This is a genomic window from Alteromonas sp. 5E99-2 (assembly GCF_017368475.1).
GTDB lineage: Bacteria > Pseudomonadota > Gammaproteobacteria > Enterobacterales > Alteromonadaceae > Alteromonas_F.
The window spans coordinates 76,323-97,707 of the sequence record NZ_JAFNJE010000011.1 but is presented as its reverse complement, the minus strand read 5'-3'; the positions used below and the strand labels follow the sequence as shown (position 1 = coordinate 97,707).

At 42.7% G+C, this 21,385-nt stretch carries 19 protein-coding genes; 1 reads left to right on the top strand and 18 read right to left on the bottom strand.

What is annotated here, in order from left to right; translation table 11 throughout:
* Positions 1 to 31: 31 nt before the first annotated feature.
* From J3L16_RS12140 to J3L16_RS12055, 18 genes are all read right to left on the bottom strand, one after another.
* A complete protein-coding gene (locus J3L16_RS12140) occupies positions 32 to 898 on the bottom strand; it encodes a M23 family metallopeptidase (RefSeq protein ID WP_207613247.1) in 867 nt (288 codons plus the stop codon).
* A gap of 108 nt (positions 899 to 1,006) precedes the next feature.
* Entirely contained in the window at positions 1,007 to 1,918 is a 912-nt protein-coding gene (lpxC, locus tag J3L16_RS12135; protein ID WP_207613246.1) for a UDP-3-O-acyl-N-acetylglucosamine deacetylase, read from the bottom strand.
* Positions 1,919 to 2,037: 119 nt separating this feature from the next.
* Complete coding sequence (gene ftsZ, locus J3L16_RS12130) at positions 2,038 to 3,189, bottom strand: cell division protein FtsZ (RefSeq protein WP_207613245.1); 1,152 nt, start codon at positions 3,187 to 3,189, stop codon at positions 2,038 to 2,040.
* 108 nt (positions 3,190 to 3,297) lie between these two features.
* Entirely contained in the window at positions 3,298 to 4,527 is a 1,230-nt protein-coding gene (ftsA, locus tag J3L16_RS12125; protein WP_207613300.1) for a cell division protein FtsA, read from the bottom strand.
* Positions 4,520 to 5,260, bottom strand: a complete 741-nt coding sequence (locus J3L16_RS12120; protein WP_207613244.1) for a cell division protein FtsQ/DivIB — start codon at positions 5,258 to 5,260, stop codon at positions 4,520 to 4,522. Before J3L16_RS12120 ends, ftsA begins: the two co-directional genes overlap by 8 nt.
* Complete coding sequence (locus tag J3L16_RS12115; RefSeq protein WP_207613243.1) at positions 5,260 to 6,207, bottom strand: D-alanine--D-alanine ligase; 948 nt, start codon at positions 6,205 to 6,207, stop codon at positions 5,260 to 5,262. Before J3L16_RS12115 ends, J3L16_RS12120 begins: the two co-directional genes overlap by 1 nt.
* Positions 6,204 to 7,640: a UDP-N-acetylmuramate--L-alanine ligase gene (murC, locus tag J3L16_RS12110; protein ID WP_207613242.1), complete on the bottom strand. Its 1,437-nt coding sequence runs from the start codon at positions 7,638 to 7,640 to the stop codon at positions 6,204 to 6,206. The genes J3L16_RS12115 and murC overlap by 4 nt, the downstream gene beginning before the upstream one ends.
* Positions 7,641 to 7,642: 2 nt before the next feature.
* Positions 7,643 to 8,752, bottom strand: coding sequence for an undecaprenyldiphospho-muramoylpentapeptide beta-N-acetylglucosaminyltransferase (gene murG, locus J3L16_RS12105; protein WP_207613241.1), 1,110 nt, complete (start codon positions 8,750 to 8,752; stop codon positions 7,643 to 7,645).
* Entirely contained in the window at positions 8,745 to 9,959 is a 1,215-nt protein-coding gene (ftsW, locus tag J3L16_RS12100; RefSeq protein ID WP_207613240.1) for a cell division protein FtsW, read from the bottom strand. Before ftsW ends, murG begins: the two co-directional genes overlap by 8 nt.
* Positions 9,959 to 11,368 carry a UDP-N-acetylmuramoyl-L-alanine--D-glutamate ligase gene (gene murD / locus J3L16_RS12095; protein WP_207613239.1) on the bottom strand — a complete coding sequence of 470 codons (1,410 nt, stop codon included), beginning with the start codon at positions 11,366 to 11,368 and terminating at the stop codon, positions 9,959 to 9,961. Before murD ends, ftsW begins: the two co-directional genes overlap by 1 nt.
* Before the next feature lie 3 nt (positions 11,369 to 11,371).
* Positions 11,372 to 12,454 (bottom strand): phospho-N-acetylmuramoyl-pentapeptide-transferase, encoded by a 1,083-nt coding sequence (gene mraY, locus J3L16_RS12090; protein ID WP_207613238.1) that lies wholly within the window; start codon positions 12,452 to 12,454, stop codon positions 11,372 to 11,374.
* Positions 12,448 to 13,854 carry a UDP-N-acetylmuramoyl-tripeptide--D-alanyl-D-alanine ligase gene (murF, locus tag J3L16_RS12085; protein WP_207613237.1) on the bottom strand — a complete coding sequence of 469 codons (1,407 nt, stop codon included), beginning with the start codon at positions 13,852 to 13,854 and terminating at the stop codon, positions 12,448 to 12,450. Before murF ends, mraY begins: the two co-directional genes overlap by 7 nt.
* Entirely contained in the window at positions 13,851 to 15,386 is a 1,536-nt protein-coding gene (locus tag J3L16_RS12080; RefSeq protein ID WP_207613299.1) for a UDP-N-acetylmuramoyl-L-alanyl-D-glutamate--2,6-diaminopimelate ligase, read from the bottom strand. Before J3L16_RS12080 ends, murF begins: the two co-directional genes overlap by 4 nt.
* Positions 15,373 to 17,124, bottom strand: coding sequence for a penicillin-binding transpeptidase domain-containing protein (locus tag J3L16_RS12075; protein WP_207613236.1), 1,752 nt, complete (start codon positions 17,122 to 17,124; stop codon positions 15,373 to 15,375). Before J3L16_RS12075 ends, J3L16_RS12080 begins: the two co-directional genes overlap by 14 nt.
* Complete coding sequence (ftsL, locus tag J3L16_RS12070) at positions 17,124 to 17,444, bottom strand: cell division protein FtsL (RefSeq protein ID WP_207613235.1); 321 nt, start codon at positions 17,442 to 17,444, stop codon at positions 17,124 to 17,126. Before ftsL ends, J3L16_RS12075 begins: the two co-directional genes overlap by 1 nt.
* Positions 17,441 to 18,391, bottom strand: a complete 951-nt coding sequence (gene rsmH, locus J3L16_RS12065) for a 16S rRNA (cytosine(1402)-N(4))-methyltransferase RsmH (RefSeq protein ID WP_207613234.1) — start codon at positions 18,389 to 18,391, stop codon at positions 17,441 to 17,443. Before rsmH ends, ftsL begins: the two co-directional genes overlap by 4 nt.
* The gene (gene mraZ, locus J3L16_RS12060) at positions 18,388 to 18,846 is read right to left on the bottom strand and encodes a division/cell wall cluster transcriptional repressor MraZ (protein ID WP_207613233.1); all 459 of its coding nucleotides are present in this window, start codon (positions 18,844 to 18,846) and stop codon (positions 18,388 to 18,390) included. The genes rsmH and mraZ overlap by 4 nt, the downstream gene beginning before the upstream one ends.
* 381 nt (positions 18,847 to 19,227) lie before the next feature.
* Complete coding sequence (locus tag J3L16_RS12055) at positions 19,228 to 19,977, bottom strand: SapC family protein (protein ID WP_207613232.1); 750 nt, start codon at positions 19,975 to 19,977, stop codon at positions 19,228 to 19,230.
* 194 nt (positions 19,978 to 20,171) lie between these two features.
* On the opposite strand from J3L16_RS12055, the gene J3L16_RS12050 reads away from it, so the two are divergent.
* Positions 20,172 to 21,374, top strand: a complete 1,203-nt coding sequence (locus J3L16_RS12050; RefSeq protein ID WP_207613231.1) for a dipeptidase — start codon at positions 20,172 to 20,174, stop codon at positions 21,372 to 21,374.
* The last annotated feature ends 11 nt before the right edge of the window (positions 21,375 to 21,385 follow it).

The window sequence follows — 21,385 nt, the reverse complement described above, 5'->3', positions numbered from 1 at the left end:
ATTGCATATTGATGTTTGATGGGTTCAACGTTTATTTAATATAGGCAAGAGGATCGACCTGCTTACCGTTCTTTAATACTTCGTAATGAACATGCACTCCAGTTGAGCGTCCTGTGTTCCCCATTGCCGCGAGAGTATCACCTTTGGTAACTACGTCACCAACCCGAACATTTAACTCACTATTATGTCCGTATCTTGTTACTAATCCGTTGCCATGATCCACTTCCACTAGCAGACCATAACCATGTCTTTCACCTGCCCAAGACACGATACCTGCCCCGGTAGAGATTACGTTTCCTTCGTCTTTACCCGCAAAATCCACACCTTTGTGCATGGCTTCTTTACCAGTAAAGGGATCTTTTCTTAAACCATAAGATGATGTCAGCCACCCCCACTCAACAGGTCGGCCAGATAACTGAACCTGTTCTTCTAAATGGTGACCAAGATATACTTTTTCAAGTATTGATAGTTGTCTTTGTTTATTTACTGTTTGTTCTTTCAGTGCGTCTATTTCATTTTGGATAGGTATAACCGCAGCAGTGCTAACGGTATGGGTGTGTTCTTCTGAGCTTGAAAAGTCCACTTCTAGTTTGCTAGAAAGCTGATTACTCGTATTCTCTAATTGCGCCAAGGTAAATTTCAACTGGCTAATTTCCGTCGCATAAACAGCAAGTTGGCTATCAACTTTTGCTTGTAAGTTCGCCACGTCCTGACTTTCTTCAGTTACTGCCTGTTGAGCTAATTGAATTCGTGCGATTTGTTCTTGGGTAGAGGTAGTTGAACGGCTAGAAACTAGAAAGATGAGTGACAAAAGTACAAGCGCACTGATCAACTGCCGGAGCGAAAAATGCCCAGAATAGTTGCTGTGTTTGCCTTGCAATGTCAACGTAAGTTTCATTGCCTTCCTTTAAAAATTGATATCAGCTCTAGTGTACCTGCGACTGATATCCGACTCAATCTTAATACCTATAAAGGAAGCATAAAAAAACCACCTTTCGGTGGTTTTTTAAGCAAACACTGGGTCTGCGTATTGTATTGGGGAATTTTGCGAGTCATCAAACTGCACATATTCCCATGCATCTGTTTTCGCTAACACCGCGTTCAATAATTTATTGTTGAGCCCGTGTCCTGTTTTATAAGCACACAATTCACCAATAATACTGTGTCCACCCAAAAACAAGTCGCCCACAGCATCAAGAATTTTGTGTTTAAGGAATTCATCATCGTAACGAAGCCCTTCAGGATTCAAAACTCGGTATTCGTCTAGTGCAACCGCATTTTCCATAGAACCACCTAACGCTAAGTTGTTAGCGTTCATGTATTCTAAATCTCGCATAAAACCGAAGGTTCTAGCACGGCTAATTTCTTCAATATACGACGCGGTACTGAAGTCTATAACCATATGTTGACGAGTTTGCTTGATAGCTGGGTGATCAAAATCGATAGCAAAGTTAACCCTAAATCCTTCGAAAGGACGAAGTTCTGCCCATTTATCACCCTCTTCAACTCGCACTGTTTTGTTCAGTCGAATAAAACGCTTAGGTGCGCTGAGTTCTTCAATTCCCGCACTTTGAAGCAAGAAAATAAATGGACTGGCACTGCCATCCATAATAGGCAGTTCATTGCTATTTACTTCCACAATAAGGTTATCAATTCCTAACCCCGCCATAGCTGAAGCGAGATGCTCTACCGTATTGATAGTGGCACCGTCTTCGTTGCTTATGCAAGTACACAACATAGTGTCGCCCACGGCATTAGCGCGGGCAGGAATGTCGGCATAAGGTTCAAGATCAACCCGACGAAATACAATTCCTGTATTCGCAGGGGCTGGCCGGAGAGTCATAGTGACCTTTTCACCTTTATGCAGTCCGATACCTGTTTCTTGTACCGAATGTTTAATTGTGCGTTGTCTGATCATAACGTCTAAAGCAGCCTTACCTTAAAACTGGGCGCGCATTATAGTGAACATTCACTAACATGTCAAAAAAGTGTAATAAAACCCTTAATTAACCTTTCCTATTCTTATAAGAACGGAAATTAGTCAGCTTGCTTTCGTAAAAATGCCGGAATATCTAAATAATCCAAATCGTCTTTAGGTTGCTCTAGCTCTTCAGCTTTTAATGCTTGGTTACCTTCGGTCATAGGTCGAGCCTCTCCAGCTGGCTGGAATTCTCTTGCTGTTGCCGATAAGCGAGCACCTTCAGAGCTTACTAAAGAAATATCTGGTTTGCGTTCTGCGCCAATTCCTGTTGCTACAACAGTGACACGTAACTCTTCAGACATCTCCATATCGATAACAGTTCCCACAACAACAGTGGCATTTTCAGATGCGAATGCTTTTACTGCATTACCAACAGTTTCAAACTCATCAATTGCGAAGTCTGGACCCGCAGTAATATTCACTAGAATACCTCGCGCACCAGATAAATCGATATCTTCAAGAAGTGGACATGCAATAGCCGCTTCTGATGCTTCTTCTGCACGGTCTTCGCCTGTTGCTGAGCCACTTCCCATCATGGCTGTACCCATTTCAGACATAACGGTTTTCACATCGGCGAAATCCACGTTAATTAAACCTGGGCGAGTAATAAGTTCAGCAATACCTTGCACCGCACCGCGTAGTACGTCGTTTGCAGAGCTAAACGCTTGCAATAAAGGCGTACCTGGGCCCATTACTTTTAGTAATTTTTCGTTTGGTATCGTAATAAGAGAATCTACATGGTTAGACAGTTCTTCTATGCCTTGATTCGCAAATTCAGTGCGCTTTTTTCCTTCGAAAGGAAACGGTTTTGTAACTACTGCAACCGTTAGTACACCCATCTCTCTTGCAATTTTAGCGACTTCGGGTGCTGCACCTGTACCTGTACCACCGCCCATGCCGGCTGTGATAAAGACCATGTCTGCCCCTTCAAGAGATTGACGGATAGTTTCTCTGTCTTCTTGCGCAGCTTCTCGACCGCGGTTGGGATCGGCACCTGCACCAAGCCCTTTGGTTACGTTAGACCCAATTTGCAAGGTGACGTTTGCACTTGAACGCCTAAGCGCCTGTGCATCAGTATTAACGGTAATAAACTCTACACCTTCAATACTTTGAGAAACCATGTGTTCAACGGCATTACCACCACCGCCACCAACACCAATAACTTTAATTACGGCTTCTTCGCCGTGACTTTCCATTAACTCAAACATACTAACTCTCCGGAACTGTACGTCTTTCATTTCGCGCTACGTTCAAATAAGCCTTGGCCTTTATGCTTCCCTACCGACCATTATTTGTTCGTTTAACGCCCCTATAAATTAAAATTCGCCTTTAAACCAGCTTTGTATCCGGCTTAAAAGTGAGTCGCTGGTTTTTGTTGAACCAGTCTTGTTATTTATATTTTGTTGTTTGCCATACTGTAACAAGCCTATGGCCGTAGCGAAACCTGCATCGTCAACATATTCCGATAAACCTTTAATTTCTAACGGTTGACCGACTCTGACGGGCATTTGAAAGAGTTCTTCGGCAAATTCCACCGCTCCTTCCATTTTCGCTGAGCCACCGGTTAGCACTAATCCGGCAGCAATTTGCTCTTCAAACCCACTTCCGCGTATTTCATCGTGAACGAGTTCGAACAGTTCTTGGTAACGAGGTTCAATGACCTCAGCCAATGTATGACGAGACATAGCCCTTGCCGGACGGCCTCCTACACTGGGTACCTCAATATTTTCTTCCATGCTGACCATATCTTTTAGTGCGCATGCATAATTCACTTTTATATCTTCTGCGTTACTAATAGGCGTACGGAATATTTTTGCAATGTCACTGGTAATTTGATTACCTGCAACGGGAATAACCGCTGTGTGGCGAATTGCTCCATCAGTATATATTACCATATCAATAGTGCCACCACCGATATCAACAACACACACACCTAATTCTCGTTCATCATCGGTTAAAACAGCATATGACGACGCTAACGCAGAAAAGATTAGGTGATCAGCGTTTAATTCACACCGCTCAACACATTTAACTAGGTTTTTTGCCATATCATCTGCGCAAGTAATAATATGCGCATCGGCTTCCATCCGCACTCCAGACATACCAATTGGATTTTTAATTCCTTCTTGCACATCTATGGTGAACTCTTGTGGCAATACATGAAGCAATCTTCTTTCAGCAGCAATAGGCACAGAACGAGCGGCATGTACCACGCTGTCTACGTCGTCTTGGGTTACTTCTTGATTATTAATAGGCACCATGCCATTTTCATTTTGGCATTTAACATGGCGACCACTGACTGACATAAAAACCGAAGAAACTCGACAATCAGCCATCAATTCCATTTCATTAATGGCTCTTTGTACTGATTTTACAACCAGATTTAAGTCGTTAACGCCCCCTTTATCCATGCCTTTAGATGGATGAGTACCAACACCCACTACACTGAGGGTATCGTCGGCTAATAATTCTCCTACTACTGCTTTGACGCAAGTAGTACCAATATCAAGCCCAACAATTAAATTGCGCTCTGGGGTTTTAGACATCCGTTCGGTTCTCATTGTTCTCTTTATTATTGTCTCGCCACCCGACTGCTAAACCGGTATCGTAGCGCAAATCTACATAATCGATTGGCTTTCCCTCGGTTATCAATAAAGGGTAAACATCGACAAATCGTTGTAGCCTGTCCATGAATTCTTGTCTTCCTAAATTCAGGTCAATGCCGTTATTCAATTGTATGCGCCAAGCAAAACGTTCACTTAGCGATAACTCTTTAATTGTTAAGCCACTTGAGCTAAGCAATAACTCCATCGCATGGAACCCTTCAAGCGCCGTAATTTCACTTCCTCCAGGGCCAAACAAGGTTGGTAACTCTAATAATGACGAATCCACGTTAAATGTCTCGCCATACTGATTAAGTACCATATCACCATTCCAGGTGGCCACGGGTGTTTGTTCAACTAAATAAATCTGTAAGGTATGGGGCCATTGCTTTCTAATGGACGCCCGATACACCCAAGGTTGCTGTTCTATTAGTTGATGCACTTGATTTACATCTAGTTCAAAAAAGCTTCCCGGTTGCTCAGTGCGGATTACCCTTTCCAACTTACCTAAATTTAAATATTCAAACTGGCCACTAAACTCGATCACCTGTACCGGGGACTGTTGTTCATCTTTCAAATAGTCTCGAATTACGAAACCGAAATAAGACAACCCAGCAACAACCAGAACAAAAAAAATAAAACCACTAAGGCTTTCTGGTCGTTTAATTAGTTTCACTAGCGCACCTCTTTGGGCACAGCAAAGTTCTTATCAAAGCTAGTCGCTGCTATATCCATAACGAGCTGTTCAAATGACATTCCTGCGACTTTAGCAGCTTTGGGTACTAAACTCGTTGCAGTCATGCCAGGTATCGTATTGAGCTCTAGCAAATAAAACTGCCCGTTGGCACCTCGCATTGCATCAATACGCCCCCAGCCCGATGCGGACAACACACTAAATGCACGCTCTGCTAAAGCTCGTAAATCTCGCTCTTCTTGTTCACTCAACCCTGCAGGACAAAAGTACTCTGTAGTTCTATCTTGGTATTTTGCAGCGTAGTCATAAAATATATTAGGCGTAGACATACGAATTGACGGTAACGCGTTATCCTGCAAGATACCAATGGTAAATTCATCACCCTCGATATATTGTTCAATTAACACTTGGTTGTCATACTCAAAAGCAGTTTTCACGGCTTGGGCAAGTGCATTTGCACTGCTCACTTTGGCCATACCAATACTCGAGCCTTCTCGAGCAGGCTTAACCATTACCGTGCCACTCATTTCGTCCATTATAGCCTTACAGCTAGTAGGGTCAAAGGATGATTTGTCTGCTACACGATAGTTTGCAGTGGGTAAACCACAGGTTTGCCAAATTTGTTTAGTATGAATTTTATCCATAGCCAATGCTGACCCTAAAACACCACTGCCTGTGTACGGGATATTCATAAACTCTAACGCGCCTTGAATCGTTCCATCCTCACCACCACGGCCATGTAACATGATCACGACTCGATCAACGTTGAGTTCTGACAAGGTGTGTAATGGCGAATCTATCGGATCGAATTTAAATGCATCTACTCCACGGGAAAGCAATGCCTTTAAAACAGCTTCGCCAGACTTTAGCGAAACTTCACGTTCTGCCGATGCACCGCCCATTAATACGGCTACTTTACCCAAGTTCATTGACTATCTCTTTGCATATCTAACTTTCTATTAACCAGTAATTTTGCAATTTGACTGACGTTTCCAGCCCCTTGCGCCATTACAATATCACCGTTACCAACAATATTGTCTAAAATTCCATCTAACTTTGAAATACTTCCTACATACACAGGCTCTACGTCTCCTCGTTGACGAATAGAACGGCACAGAGATTTACTGTCTGCGCCATCAATCGGGTGCTCACTGGCAGCGTAAACGTCGAGCATTAGCAGCGCGTCAACACCTGACAACACATCGACAAAATCTTCGTACAAATCTCGAGTACGAGTATAGCGATGAGGTTGATAAATCATGACGATTTTATTGTCTGGCCAATTTGTCCGCGCCGCGCTTAACGTTGCTTTTACTTCTGTAGGGTGATGCCCATAATCATCAACTAGGGTAAATTCACCTTGTTTACATGGAACACCAGACGTCACATCGAAACGACGCCCAATTCCACCAAACCCTTGAAGGGCAGATAAAATGGCAGAGTCTGCAAGCCCTTCTTCTGTGGCCACTGCTATCGCAGCAAGCGCATTTAAGACATTGTGATGACCGACCATATTCAACCTAATAGAAAGGTCATCATAACCTTGCCTTTTAGCAATAAACTGGGTTTGATTAAAATGACTAGTCACTGCTTCTGCACGATAATCGTTATCCGCATGGATCCCATAAGTCGTCACACTGCGGCCAATTCGACTACGTAATGATTGAATAACCGGGTCGTCACCGCATACCACTGCATGACCATAAAATGGTAAGTTGTGCAAAAACTCAATGAAGGTATCTTCCATTTTTGAAAAGTCACCGTCATAGGTATCCATGTGATCAGCTTCAATATTGGTCACCACTGACACCATAGGCTGAAGGTGTAAAAACGACGCATCGCTTTCATCAGCTTCAGCAATTAAATAACGACTACTACCCAGCTTTGCATTGGTACCCGCACTATTTAAAAGACCGCCAATAACAAATGTGGGATCGGTGTTTGCTTCAGCAAATATAGTCGCAATTAAGCTGGTAGTCGTGGTTTTCCCATGAGTCCCCGCAACAGCAATGCCATAGCGAAAACGCATCAACTCAGCTAACATTTCTGCCCTGCGAATAATGGGAATACGATGCTCTTTGGCATATAAAATTTCAGGGTTACTTTCGTCAATAGCACTAGACACTACCACTACGTTAGCGTTTTTAGGATTATCGAATGCATGTCCAACCATAATGTCAGCGCCTAAATTCTCTAAACGCTCTGTCATCGCATTTTTGGCAAGATCAGAACCTGCAATTTGATAGCCTTCATTTAAAAGTACTTCAGCTATTCCACCCATACCTGCACCGCCGATACCAATGAAAAAGATACGAGTGACTTTGCGCATTTGTGGACTTTGAAAGTTCAAATCTGCGGGCATGGTTATTCCTTAATATACTGCGTGCATGCTGCGACTAATTGTTCGGTCGCATCACTAGGTAAACACTGGTTTGCTACTTTTCCCATCTCGGCACAAAGGCTGGGTTGTGTAATCCATGAGGATAACAAATCGGGTAATTTCAATGCCAATTCAGATTGTCGAACGACCACAGCAGCGCCTTTTTGTTCTAAAAACTGTGCATTTTTTGTTTGGTGATCATCAACGGCATGAGGTAAAGGTACAAAACACGCTGTAATACCGGCTTTCGCCACTTCAGATACGGTTAGTGCGCCGGCTCTGCATACTACCGCATCAGCCCACTGATAGGCACCGGCCATATCTTCAATGAAAGAAACAACATTGATATTCCCAGTACAATTTTGATAATAAGCACTTACTGCGCTCTCATTATCTTTTCCACACTGATGACAAATATCAATAGTATGAACCGTTGACAATTTTTGAATACATTCTGGAAGCGTTTCATTGAGCACTTTCGCCCCTAAACTACCACCAATAACCAATAAACGAAACGGACGAGGTTGCGCTTCTGTTGGGCTATTATTCACAGATTGGCTTTCGTTAACAAAATAGTGCTTTTCAACGATATCTTCACGAACTGGGTTACCTACGACATGGAGTTGCCCAGCCTTTTTATTAAAAGCACTGGCTGCACTTGGGAAACCCAAAAATACCTGTGAAGCAACTTTCCCCAACAACTTATTAGTCAGCCCAGCCACTGCATTTTGTTCATGAATAATAACTGGCTTACCCAGAAATTTTGCTGCCACAGCGCCTGGAAAACTCGGATAACCACCAAAACCAATAACAACATCTGCCTTGTATTGACGGATAGGTTTAAAAGCGGAGAAAACACTTTTCACTAAGCCCAATAGAGCCGATATTTTATGTATAAGACCTTTTGCTCTAAGCCCTTTTACCGGTAAAAAGTGAATTGGAAAACCGTGTTTGGGAACCAGTTCGGCTTCCATTCTATCAGCCGTACCTAGCCAAACAATGTCCCAGCCCTGCTGTTTTAACTGTTTAGCCACGGCCAAAGCCGGAAAAATGTGTCCACCGGTACCACCCGCCATAATTACTGCACTAGGCATTAGCGACTCCTTCTGGTGGTATTTCTTGGCTTTCAGAGTTGGCTTTATGCTTGTTCTTTTTGGCTTTGTTCGAACCTTTACTAATGGCCTGAATACCTTCTACTTTACATTCAAAATCTATGCGCATTAGCACCGCAACTGCTATGGTCATAATAATCAAACTAGAGCCGCCAGAACTCACAAGAGGTAAGGTTAAGCCTTTTGTGGGTAATATACCTGCGCTTGCGCCTACGTTTACTGCCGTTTGAAAACTAAACCAAATGCCAATTGCGTAAGCAAAATAACTTTCGAAAGGACGAGATTGCTCCATGGCCTGCTGTCCGATAAGAAGCGCTTTAATAACTAAAAAGAGTAATAACAGTAACACAACCATCACACCCACAAACCCTAGTTCTTCTGCGAGTATTGCCATGATGAAATCTGTGTGTGCTTCAGGTAAAAATTCCAATTTTTGCAAGCTATTCCCCAGCCCTTGACCAAACACACTACCACGACCATAAGCCATTAGTGATTGGGTCAATTGATACCCACTACCAAAGGGGTCCGCCCAAGGGTCTAAAAATGATGTAACTCGTCGTAGGCGATATTCTTCAAATACGATAAGGGCAACAACGGCCATTAAACCTACAAACACCAAGGCAAAGAACTGCCAAAGTCTAGCACCCGCTAAAAACAGTAAGCCGATAGTGGTGGTAAACATCACCACCACAGTACCGAAATCCGGTTGTAAAAGCAGTAGTAACGCTAACAAGAAAAAGACGACGAGCGGCTTGATAAAGCCTTTTAAGTTTTCGGTGACTTCTTCATAACGACGTACTAAATAACCTGCTAAATACGCAAAGAAAAACAGTTTAGCTATCTCAGCAGGTTGCACAGTAAAACCTGCAATCAATATCCAACGCTTGGCGCCATTTACAGTGTGTCCAATAACTAACACTGCCAGCAGTGACAATATAGCTACCAACAATAACCAAGGGTTCAGTCGTTGCCATAAGTGCATTGGCACTTGCACAAACACCATACCCGCAATTATTGCTGCAATAAGGTATACGCCATGGCGAATAGCAAAGTGAAATGGGTTATCGAAAAGTCGGTCAGCAACTGGCATAGACGCAGATGTCACCATAATTAAACCAATAGCCATTAACGCTAAAGACGCGTAAATGAGTCCGTTATCATAGACTTTATGTTGGATAGTTTGCTCCATTACGCAGCCCACCGTTGAATGGCTTCCACAAATACCTGCGCTCGGTGAACGTAGTTATCAAACATATCAATGCTTGCACACGCTGGAGACAACAGCACGATATCGCCACTTTTCGCCATATCGAAGGCCATTTTGACCGCGATATCCAAAGAATCAACTTGTAACCGTGCAGGAGCCAAACCTTGGAAAAGCTCGGCGTCTTTACCTATAGTGATCACCATAGATACATAACGGTTCATAGCTGGGGCTAAAAGAGACAAATCAGCACCTTTTGCATCGCCGCCAGCAATAAGAATCAGCTTACCTTTTACGAGCGGACCAATGCCTTCTAACGCTGCAAGAGTCGCTCCGGGGTTCGTCGCTTTAGAATCATCTATCCATTGAATATTGTTGTTTCGAGCAACGGTAATACAGCGATGTGGCGGTGCTAAAAACGTTTGCACTCTTTCAGCGATGACATTCAATGACACACCCAATTCATGTGTAATTGCCGCGGCTGCCTGCACATTTAGAATATTGTGTAACCCTGACAAAGGAACGTCTGATGCTGCTAACAAAATATTACTCTGATAACATACATCATTATTAGCGTTTAGATTCCAGCTGCTGTGCTCTGTATTATCGTTAACAGAAAAACTGATACGGCTATTAATCGAAAATTGTTTTTCAGGATGAGTATAGGTTTGGTCTTGCCAGTAGACTGCGCTTTTTGCATTGTTGTATATACGCTGTTTGGCGTTATTGTAATGCTTAAGTGTACTGTGCCTATCTAAGTGGTCCTCACTTAAGTTTAAGTAACAAGCGACTTCCAAACTCAAAGATGCCGTCATCTCCAATTGAAAACTAGATAGCTCTAAAACAATGTAATCTGGGAAATCACAATCCGGTAAAAGTAATAAATCCAATGCAGGCGCGCCTACATTGCCTACTGCAATAGCCCGTTTTCCTTGACTATTGAGGATATGTTCAACCAGTAAGGTAACGGTGGTTTTACCATTTGAGCCAGTAATACCAACAAGAGGAACTTGTGTTTTTTTGCTCTTTTTTCGCGCAACCATTCCATATGCAAACAATTCGATATCGCCAATGATAGGAATATTGAATTCCCGGGCACCTGATAACAAAAAGTTTGTTGGCGCAATACCCGGGCTTAACACCACACCGTCTATGTGAGACCAAGGGATTTCACAGTTTTTACCAAAATAGCTATCTTCTAAGCAATCTTGAATCTCTGGATTTAGTTGTTTTGTTTCGTCCCCATCCACAAGTGAGACTAGGCTTCCTTGTTGATAAAGATAGTGCACTGCCGAAAGTCCAGTTTTACCGCCGCCCACAACTACAATTCGCTTTTTATTGAGCGAATTCCATATAGAAGAATGAGAAGGCGATTGCGACGTCATAATAGTCATTCACTATCGCAATTTCAGGGTAGCTAAACCCACAAGAACCAAAATAAGAGAGATTATCCAAAACCGTACAATAACACGAGGTTCTGGCCAGCCCATAAGCTCAAAATGATGATGAATGGGTGCCATTTTAAAAATACGCTTGCCTCGTAATTTAAACGAACCCACTTGTAAAATTACCGAAAGCGTTTCCATAACAAACACTCCGCCCATAATAATCAACACGATTTCTTGGCGTACTAGTACAGCCAGTGTACCTAAGGCACCACCTAATGCTAATGAGCCTACATCGCCCATAAATACTTGCGCTGGGTATGTGTTGAACCATAGAAAGCCCAAGCCTGCACCCACCATGGCAGTGCAAACAACCGTTAACTCACTAGTAAATTCGATATGTGGAATATTGAGGTATTCAGAAAAATTTAGGTTACCGGTTACATAAGCAAAAATGGCAAAGGCTCCCGCAACCAAAATGGTTGGGACAATAGCTAAGCCATCAAGGCCATCGGTTAAGTTAACCGCGTTACTGGTTCCCACTAAGGCAAAGTACACCACCACCATGTAGAAAAGCCCGAGTTGTGGCATAACTTCTTTAAAAAACGGCACCAATAAAGCGGTTTCCGCTTCTAAACTAGCTGATTGATAAAGATAGAAAGACACCGCAATAGCGACTACAGACAACCAAAAATACTTCCATCTAGCAATAAGGCCTTTTGAATCTTTGCGGATGACCTTTCGGTAATCGTCAACGAAACCAATCACCCCATAACTCACGGTAACAAACAATGTTACCCACACATAATGGTTGGTTAGGTCGGCCCAAAGCAAGGTGCTAAAAACGATAGCAATTAAAATGAGTACACCACCCATAGTTGGTGTGCCTGATTTAGCTAGATGACTTTCTGGACCATCGTCTCTTATGGTTTGGCCTATCTGCAAACGCTGTAAAAAACGAATCATTACAGGGCCCACTAAAATTGCGATGAGTAACGCCGTCAAGGTGCTCAGTATTGATCTTAGAGTAAGATAACTAAATACGTTAAACCCTGGCTCATATTGAGCTAGCCAATCGGCCAACAACATTAACATGCTAAGCGCTCCCGACGGCGATCACGCTTTCCCAGGCTCGACTCCTCGATGGCTTTTACAACCACTTCCATTTTTGAACTTCGAGACCCTTTTACAAGTATGGTGACATCGCGATATTCTGCGGCAAGCCCCGCCTGCAAAGACTGCATTAAGTCGTCTAATTGAGAATGGTGGATCGCTCCTTCTCCAAACCCCTCTGAAGCATGCTGACTCAATTTACCCATGGTATATAAGGTATCTACACCGTTTTCATAAGCGTAACGGCCCACTTGTTCATGGTAATGTTTCGACTTTTCGCCTAGCTCAGCCATATCACCAAGGACTAAAACTCGACGGCCAGAAAAACTCGCGAGCAAATCAATTGCCGCATTTACTGATGCAACATTGGCGTTGTAACTGTCATCGAGTAGCCGTACGTTCGGCCCCAGTTGCTTTACATTTAACCTTCCGTGCACCTGTTCCATACTCGCTAATCCATCGCGAACGTCCTCTAAAGACGCTCCGACTTCAATAGCTAAGGCGGCTGCTAACAATGCATTCCCTACGTTATGAGTACCTGGTAAACATAAGTTCACATCAATTTCGCCAATGGGCGTACACAGAATAAACTCAGCACAGCCATCTAAGTTAATGATGGCATCTTTGGCGTAAAAATCCGTCGTACCGTTTTTACCCGTCGAAGAAAATTGTTTTACTTTTTGACGCTTTAGTTTACCCAACCAAAAGTCTGCAAATTGACTATCTGCATTCACTATAGCGATGTCATTTTTACCTAAACCTTTGAATATTTCACTCTTAGCACGAGCAACACCAAATAAACTGCCAAACCCTTCTAGGTGAGACGCCGCTGCGTTAACGATTGTTGCGACATTAGGCTTAACAAGATCAACTGTGTAAGCAATTTCGCCTAAGTGATTCGCGCCTAATTCTAAAATGGCGTATTCGTGTTTAGGCTCTAAATTCAACAAGGTTAGCGGCACACCGATATCGTTGTTAAAGTTGCCTTCAGTGGCAAGCACTTCACCTCTGCGTTTTAATATTGAAGCGCACATCTCTTTTACTGTGGTTTTGCCACTTGAACCTGTAATAGCAATAGTTTTGGGTGCGACGTCTTGTTTTACTGCTTTACCCAATAATCCCAGTGCGACTTTAGTGTCTTCCACCTTAATCGTTGGGAAATCCACATCAAGATCTTCACTTACAATGGCTGCAGCGGCTCCAGCTTTTTGTGCGCTTAAAACAAAATCATGACCATTAAAGTTGTCGCCTGTAATGGCAATATACAAATCGCCATCGCCCAACGTTCGTGTATCTATGCTCACTTGTTTTATTTGCAGGTCTTCCCCTGTTAAAACACCGTTAACTTGTTGTGCAACCCAACTAAGTGATTGAGCAATCATTGTGCTAGCTCCTTTTGCAACTGCATCACGTAAGCGCGTTCGTCATAATTGATGTAGTTATTGTCGATAATTTGATAAGTTTCATGGCCTTTACCCGCCAATAGAATTAAATCGCCCTCACTCGCCTTATCTAGGCAGTATTGGATCGCTTCTTTTCTACTTGGTTTTGATACACCGATATCTGGGTGAGTAAATCCTTGTCGAATATGTTGTTCTATTTCTTCTGGTGCTTCAGTTCGAGAATTATCAGTGGTGACCACGATATTACTACTATGAGCTTGCGCCACTTTTGCCATTTCAGGCCGTTTACCCTTGTCTCTATCGCCACCGCAGCCAAAAATACACCAAGGCTTTGTTTGCCCGTGTTGAGACAATGCTAATAACGCTTTGTCTAATGCATCTGGTGTGTGGGCATAATCAATAACAATATTGGCGCGATTACGAAATTCAAACACTTCCATTCTACCTGGCACAGGTTTGAGTTTTGGGATCATTGCCACTACGTCGTCAAACCGTTCGCCTTGCACTAAGAGCACACCAAGGGTCGACAACAAATTGTAAAGATTAAATTCGCCCATTAATCCACTACGGATCACAGCATTTCCCCAACTCGATTGCAGTGTAAATTCACATCCATCACAATGGTACGTGGCGTTTGAGGCTATGCAATGGCTGAATTCTGGCGAAATTGTGGCAATGTCAGTACCAACACCAATCACAACACCTTTCAATTGTTTTTCAGTAACGTCCCTTACCCAATCAGCCGAGTATGGGTCATCAATGTTGATAACCGCGGCTTGTAACCCTGGTTGATTAAGTAAACTGCGTTTTGCCGCTGCGTAATCTTCCATATCGCTATGGTAATCGAGATGATCTCTAGATAAGTTGGTAAAAACCGCAACATTAGTATTAATTTGTGCAATTCTATTTTGCACTAACGCATGGGAAGAAGCTTCATAAGCTAAGTGGGTAACACCTTGTTGAACAAACTCTGCAACTCTATATTGCATATTAATTGCGTCAGGCGTGGTATTGGCGTTATCCGTTGCTATCCAACTGGTTTCAAGCCCTTCATACACACCGCTACCCAAAGTGCCAATTGCTGCAGGACGACAGCCTAAAAGCAACTTACTTTGAGAAAGTAAGTTGACTGTGGAGGTTTTTCCGTTAGTTCCGGTGACACCTATAGTGATTAATTTATTCGCAGGATAATCATAAAATGCCCCTGCGATAGAAGACAAAATAGCCGGCAATTCGAATAGTGACACAACCAGTGTATTGCCTTGAGTCACCACTTTGCCATGGGTAATTTTGTCTTCAGTTTGAGAAAACACAACGGGCGTACCGAGTTCTATAGCTTGAGGAATGTAATCTCTGCCATCTTGGCTATGTCCTTTCACAGCAACAAAAGCCATATGTTTAGACGCATTTCGGCTGTCTAGTGTTAAACCGTGAATACGTATGTCTGGCACGTCAATCGCAAACTTTGCCATCAAGGGGCGAATACTTTGAACAAACTCACTCACCACCATTTTGCGCTCCTTGCTTGGCGTAAGTTGATGAAACCCGTCTATCATCAGGTGCAATGTTCAATAACTGCAGTGCGCCGCCCATAATTTCAGAAAACACAGGGGCTGCTGTTTCACTTGCGTGATATAAATCACCACCGGGTTCGTTAATCAAGACGACAGTGACCAATTTAGGGTCACTAACAGGCGCAATTCCAGCAAATATATTCACGTATTCTTCGCCATAACCTCCAGCAATCGCTTTACGGCTTGTACCTGTTTTACCTGCTACACGGTATCCTGGAATGCCTGCAGCTCTAGCCGAAGCGTCTTCTTGAGTAACGCTTTCCATCATTTCAACAATGGCATTAGCGTTTTTTTCACTCACCACCCGTTCTGGTTCTGATTGCCAATCATCTTGTTGGTTTTTCACGATATTCAACGGTTTCTTAATTCCACCAGATGCCAAAGTGGTATACATGCGAGCAATTTGAGCTGGCGTAACCGAAATACCATAACCAAACGAAAGTGTTGCTAGCTCTAGTTTGGACCAACGAGAACGTTCGTTAAAAATACCCGCACTTTCACCCGTTAAGTTGGTGCCAGTATCGTCCATTAATCCCATATTGTGGTAAATATCCAGTAGGAAGTCTTTAGGTACCCCTAGGGCCAATCTAGATGTGCCCATGTTACTAGACTTCTGAATCACTTGTTCTAGAGTCAGTTCACCGTAATTTCGAGGGTCTTGAACCAAACTTCCATTCACCCGCATCCAGCCGGGAGAGGTATCAATAGTGTCGTTTGGCTCTACGTTACCAAATTCAAGGGCTGCTAAAATCGCAATAGGCTTCATTGAAGAGCCCGGTTCAAAGGCATCGGTAATAACTCTGTTTCTCATGCGGTGAGCCGATTTTGCAGTGATATTGCGTCGATCATTTGGATTAAATGACGGGCTATTTGCCATGGCTAGAATGTCACCGCTTTCTACGTCAACGACAATGGCTGACACAGAATCGGCCTTGTAATAGGCAGTGGCTTCCTTAACCGCTTTATAAGCTAATGCTTGCACTCGCTGGTCAATGGTAAGGGTTAATACACCGGCTTGTTCGCCTTCTTTCACTTCTAAGATTTCAACTTGACGACCTTTGCCATCTCGGCGAATTTTTCTGACGCCTGGCGTGCCAGTTAACCATTCGTTGTATAAGCTTTCTAATCCTTCAATGCCTTTATCATCAACATCAGTAATACCAATCAATTGCGCTGATACTTCGCCTGTTGGGTAATATCGTCTAGATTCACTGCGCAAATGGATACCGGGAATATCGAGCTGTTCCACATAGTTCGCCATAGTTGGGGACACTTGGCGCTGCAAATAGACAAAACGCCGATTGGGATCTTGAACTCGCTCCATTAAGTCAGTGGTTTCTCGACCCAATACATCAGCCAAGGCTAACCAGCGTCTGTGATACTGTAATCCACCTTGGTCATGGATAACTTTAGGATCTGCCCATACGGCTCTAACCGGAACACTGACTGCTAGCTCTACCCCATTTCGATCTTTAATAAGCCCTCTGTAGCTGGGCATATTACGGGTTCGCATGGTCCGGCTATCGCCTTCTTGAACTAACAGGTCAGGTGCAATGACCTGAATATAAGCGGCACGAACAGCCAAAGTCACAAAAACTAAACTCACTGCCGACAACACCACCCAGAATCGCCAAGGAAACTGCATGGGTTTTACTAACTGCTTTGCGCCGGCCATTATTTCACCCTCACGACGACTTCGTCGTCAACAGAAGGTCGATGCATATTCAATTGCTTTTGCACTCGCGTTTCAATGCGATTGTGCTCAGTCAGTGCACGTTGTTCGAGTACAAGATTACGCCACTCAACGTCAAGATCGTCTTTTTCACGCATGAGTTGTTCTAAGGCAATAATTTGTTGGCGATTGTGATGAGTGGACAGGATAACCCCCATAGCGCTTGTTACTACCGCTATAAACAACAAAACCCGTAGCTTTAGACGGGATAAATCACTCACTAAAATGAGCAGGAGGTTGAAGTTTGTCGCTGCTGGCCTCATCGTTTCTCAGCCACCCTCAGCACTGCACTTCGGGAGCGGGTATTCACTTCAATTTCGTCTTTTGTTGGCTTAATGGCTTTACCAACCAGATTCAAAATTCGGTCTTTATCAATTTCTTCTTGCGTAACAGGAAAGCCTGGAGGGAAAACCTTTCCTTTACTTTGTTCTTTCATAAAACGCTTAACCATTCGATCTTCTAGCGAATGAAAACTAATAATCGCCATACGTCCTGAAGTGGCCAGTACATGAGTCGCCGCTTTTAAACCTACCCGAAGCTGCTCTAGTTCTGCATTAATATAAATACGAATACCTTGAAACGAACGAGTAGCTGGGTGTTTAAACTTATCTTTTACAGGAAGAGCTTCATCAATTAACGTGACTAACTGAAGCGTACGTAAAACCGGATTCTCCACTCGCGTATTCACTATGTGATGTGCAATACGTTTACCAAATTTTTCTTCACCAAATTCTTTCAAAACTTGTGCGATATCTTGCTCATCAGCAGAGTTTAACCATTCGGCTGCACTTAGTCCTTTCGAAGTGTCCATACGCATATCTAATGGACCATCTTTGTTAAAACTAAACCCTCGCTCAGCTTGATCCAACTGGGGCGAAGACACACCTAAATCCATTAACACACCGTCTATTTTGCCCGTTAACTCCATTTCATCGAGTACGCTGTCCATGTCACCAAATGCACTGTGAATAATGGTAAATCGCTCATCTTCCGACATGAGTTGTTCACCCACAGCAATAGCTTGCGGGTCTCGATCGAAAGCGATAAGGCGCCCATTTAAATCCAACTGAGACAATATTTGCTTGCTATGACCACCACGACCAAATGTGGCATCGACATAAATACCATCAGGCTTAATGTTTAAGCCTTCTAAACATTCATTTAAAAGAACAGAGGTATGAGGGTTTGGCGCATCGGCAGGTAAACTCATAATGAGAAATCCTGTAGACGTTCAGTGAGTTCGAACCCACCAGCTCGTTCTGTTTCAACATCCGCGGAGATTTGCGCAGACCATGTATTGGCATCCCAAATTTCAAAACGATTGAGTTTACCAACCAACATAATTTGTTTATCTAATCCAGCGTATTGAAGAAGGTGTTGAGAAAGGTTAATACGACCTGTTTTATCCATTTCGCCTTCAGTCGCGTTACCTAAAAGCAAACGTTGTAGTCGGTTTTCTTGTTCAATCATGGTAGAGAGCTTGAGTAACTTCATCTCAATTTCTTCCCATTCATGTAGTGGGTAAAGCAGTAAACAGCTTTGTTTTGTGTCTATCGTACAGACCAGTTGTCCTGCGCAATCATCGACAAGCGCCCGGCGATACTTTGTAGGTATTGCCAGCCGCCCTTTGCTGTCTAAGTTGATTGCGTTAGCGCCGCGGAACATTCCCCTAGCCTTTTTTGTATAATGCTGTTTTTCTTATTTTTGAGTTCTGTTCTGTAATAGAAGACTATTATTATCCACTATTCACCACTTTTACCCACTTTTGTCAGTTTAGTTACCCCTATGTGCCACGTCAAGGCAAATATGGGATAAAATTGCCACCTTAATGACAGGATTTCGAACAAATTAAAATGCAAGCTAGTGAAGTGGCTGATTTGATGAGGCTTTATTAGAAAATTGTATGACTTTAAGTGTTTGAGAATTGTATAACTAGTTTGAAATTAGTCGCCTGTAACGCCAATTTATTAGTGTTTTACTGTGTTTTCGAGTTTTCTATACAAAAAAAGCCAGCTGTAAAAGCTGGCTTTTAAAAGAAACTAACGACTATGCCGTTTTTTGTTCTTCTGAAGGACGTTGAATTTGTAACGCTTGAATTGGGTTTTCAGTATCATTTGATAATTCAACCAAACGAGACAACTGACCCAAAGAAAGCATAAGGGAATAACAAGCGCCTAAATAGCCTTTCTTATGAAGCTCAATGACTTTAGCATCATCAAGATCTAGTAGTTTCTTTTCATTGATAGAGAACATGCCCGTTACATTGCGCTTGTCGCCATTGGTGTAAGCTACTAAAAGTTGAATTTCTTCAACTAAATCTAATTCCGTAATTACATCAATAAAAGCTTTAGTTTGTAATTCGCTATTCGCTAAATCAGTTAGAAACTTTTGTCTTTCCATCAAATATTCAGACGCGTTATCGCCATCAAACAAAGGCTCGCCTTCATCTTTCTTGATCAAGTCGCTGTTTTCGTCAATGTATACACCTAGTTTGTCGCCGTCTTGACGTACATCAAATGGGTAGCGCAGTACGTTCATTGGCACATAAGGGCCTTTCCATTTTTCGGTGGCTAAGAATAAGTTCACGTCTTGTTCGATACCCAAAACACCTACAGAACGGTAATTGTCTTGTGGGTCTTTTATAAAGATAATAGGCATAGAGGCACTAAGTTGTGCGTATTCTCTGATACCCGCAGCAGAAAGGTGCGAACTTTTTGCGTGAGGAAGACTACGGTCTAAAGTTACTTTTAAGTCTTTGTGTTTCTTTTTGTCTAGCGGCACGAAATTCATAGCCATAAATCGAATACTCTTTTTTATTAATATTATGTGGTTCTGAGCTTAGATGACATCGTTCACCACTGTAAAAATTAGAAGTCTAACTCTAAAAATTTGGCATTCAGTATTACGCAAATTTTTAGTGATGTCATTCAATTCATATTGATATGGTGATAGGGTGAGAAAAATCAACAAAAAATTTAATACCAATAACTATGAATAGAATATTTACTCAATCTTTACTTGCAGCGGCACTCACATTATCAATTTCAAGCAGTGCGCAAACCCTACAAATTTCAGATAAAGCACACGCCATTGCACAAGACACCATTATTGTGGATGGCCACATAGACGTGCCTTACCGTGTACATAAAAAGTGGGTCGACGTCACTAAAGCTACCCAAGGGGGTGACTTTGATTACCCCAGAGCAGTATCTGGTGGGTTAAACGCGCCCTTTATGTCAATTTACGTACCTGCGAGTTTGGACAATTCCGACCAATCAACCCAACTAGCTCACCAACTTATTGATTCAGTGGAATCCATTGTTCATCGCGCACCTGATAAATTTGCCATAGCCAAATCTGTTGCCGATGTAGAAGAGCAATTTTCAAAGGGCTTAATTTCTTTGCCCATGGGAATGGAAAACGGATCGCCAATACAAGGTAGCATAGAGAACCTTAAAGCCTTTTACGAAAGAGGAATACGCTACATTACGCTAGCACACTCACAGAGTAACCATATTAGTGACTCTTCCTATGATTTACGTAGACAATGGAAAGGACTCAGCCCCTTTGGCAAAGAGCTTGTAGGCCACATGAATGACATCGGTATCATTATTGATATTTCCCATGTGTCAGACGATGCCTTTTTTCAAGTCATTGAACGTACACATGCCCCTGTTATTGCCTCACATTCGTCATTGAGAACGTTTACACCTGAATTTGAACGCAATATGACCGACGATATGATCAAAGCCTTAGCGTCAAAAGAAGGTGTGATCATGATTAACTTTGGCTCTAGCTTCGTTACTAAAGAAGCCCGAGCATGGCGAATTAAATACAATTTTGCCGAAAAAGCGGTTATTGATGCCAATGGTGCAGACAGTGAACAAGCGAAAAACTTCGAGGAAAGTTATAAAAAACAGAATCCTTACCCTTTTAGTACATTAAACGATGTCTTGGACCATATTGATCACGTTGCAAAATTAGTGGGTGTGGAACACATCGGCATTGGTTCAGATTTTGACGGTGTAGGTGATACGCTTCCCATTGGATTAAAAGACGTATCAACTTTCCCAAATCTGGTCCAAGGATTGATAAACCGTGGTTATAGTGAAAAGGAAATTAAAATGATTTTAAGCGGTAACGTACTTCGCGTATGGAAAGAAGTCGAGCGGGTTGCCGCCCAAAAAAGCTAGTTGTTTCTATT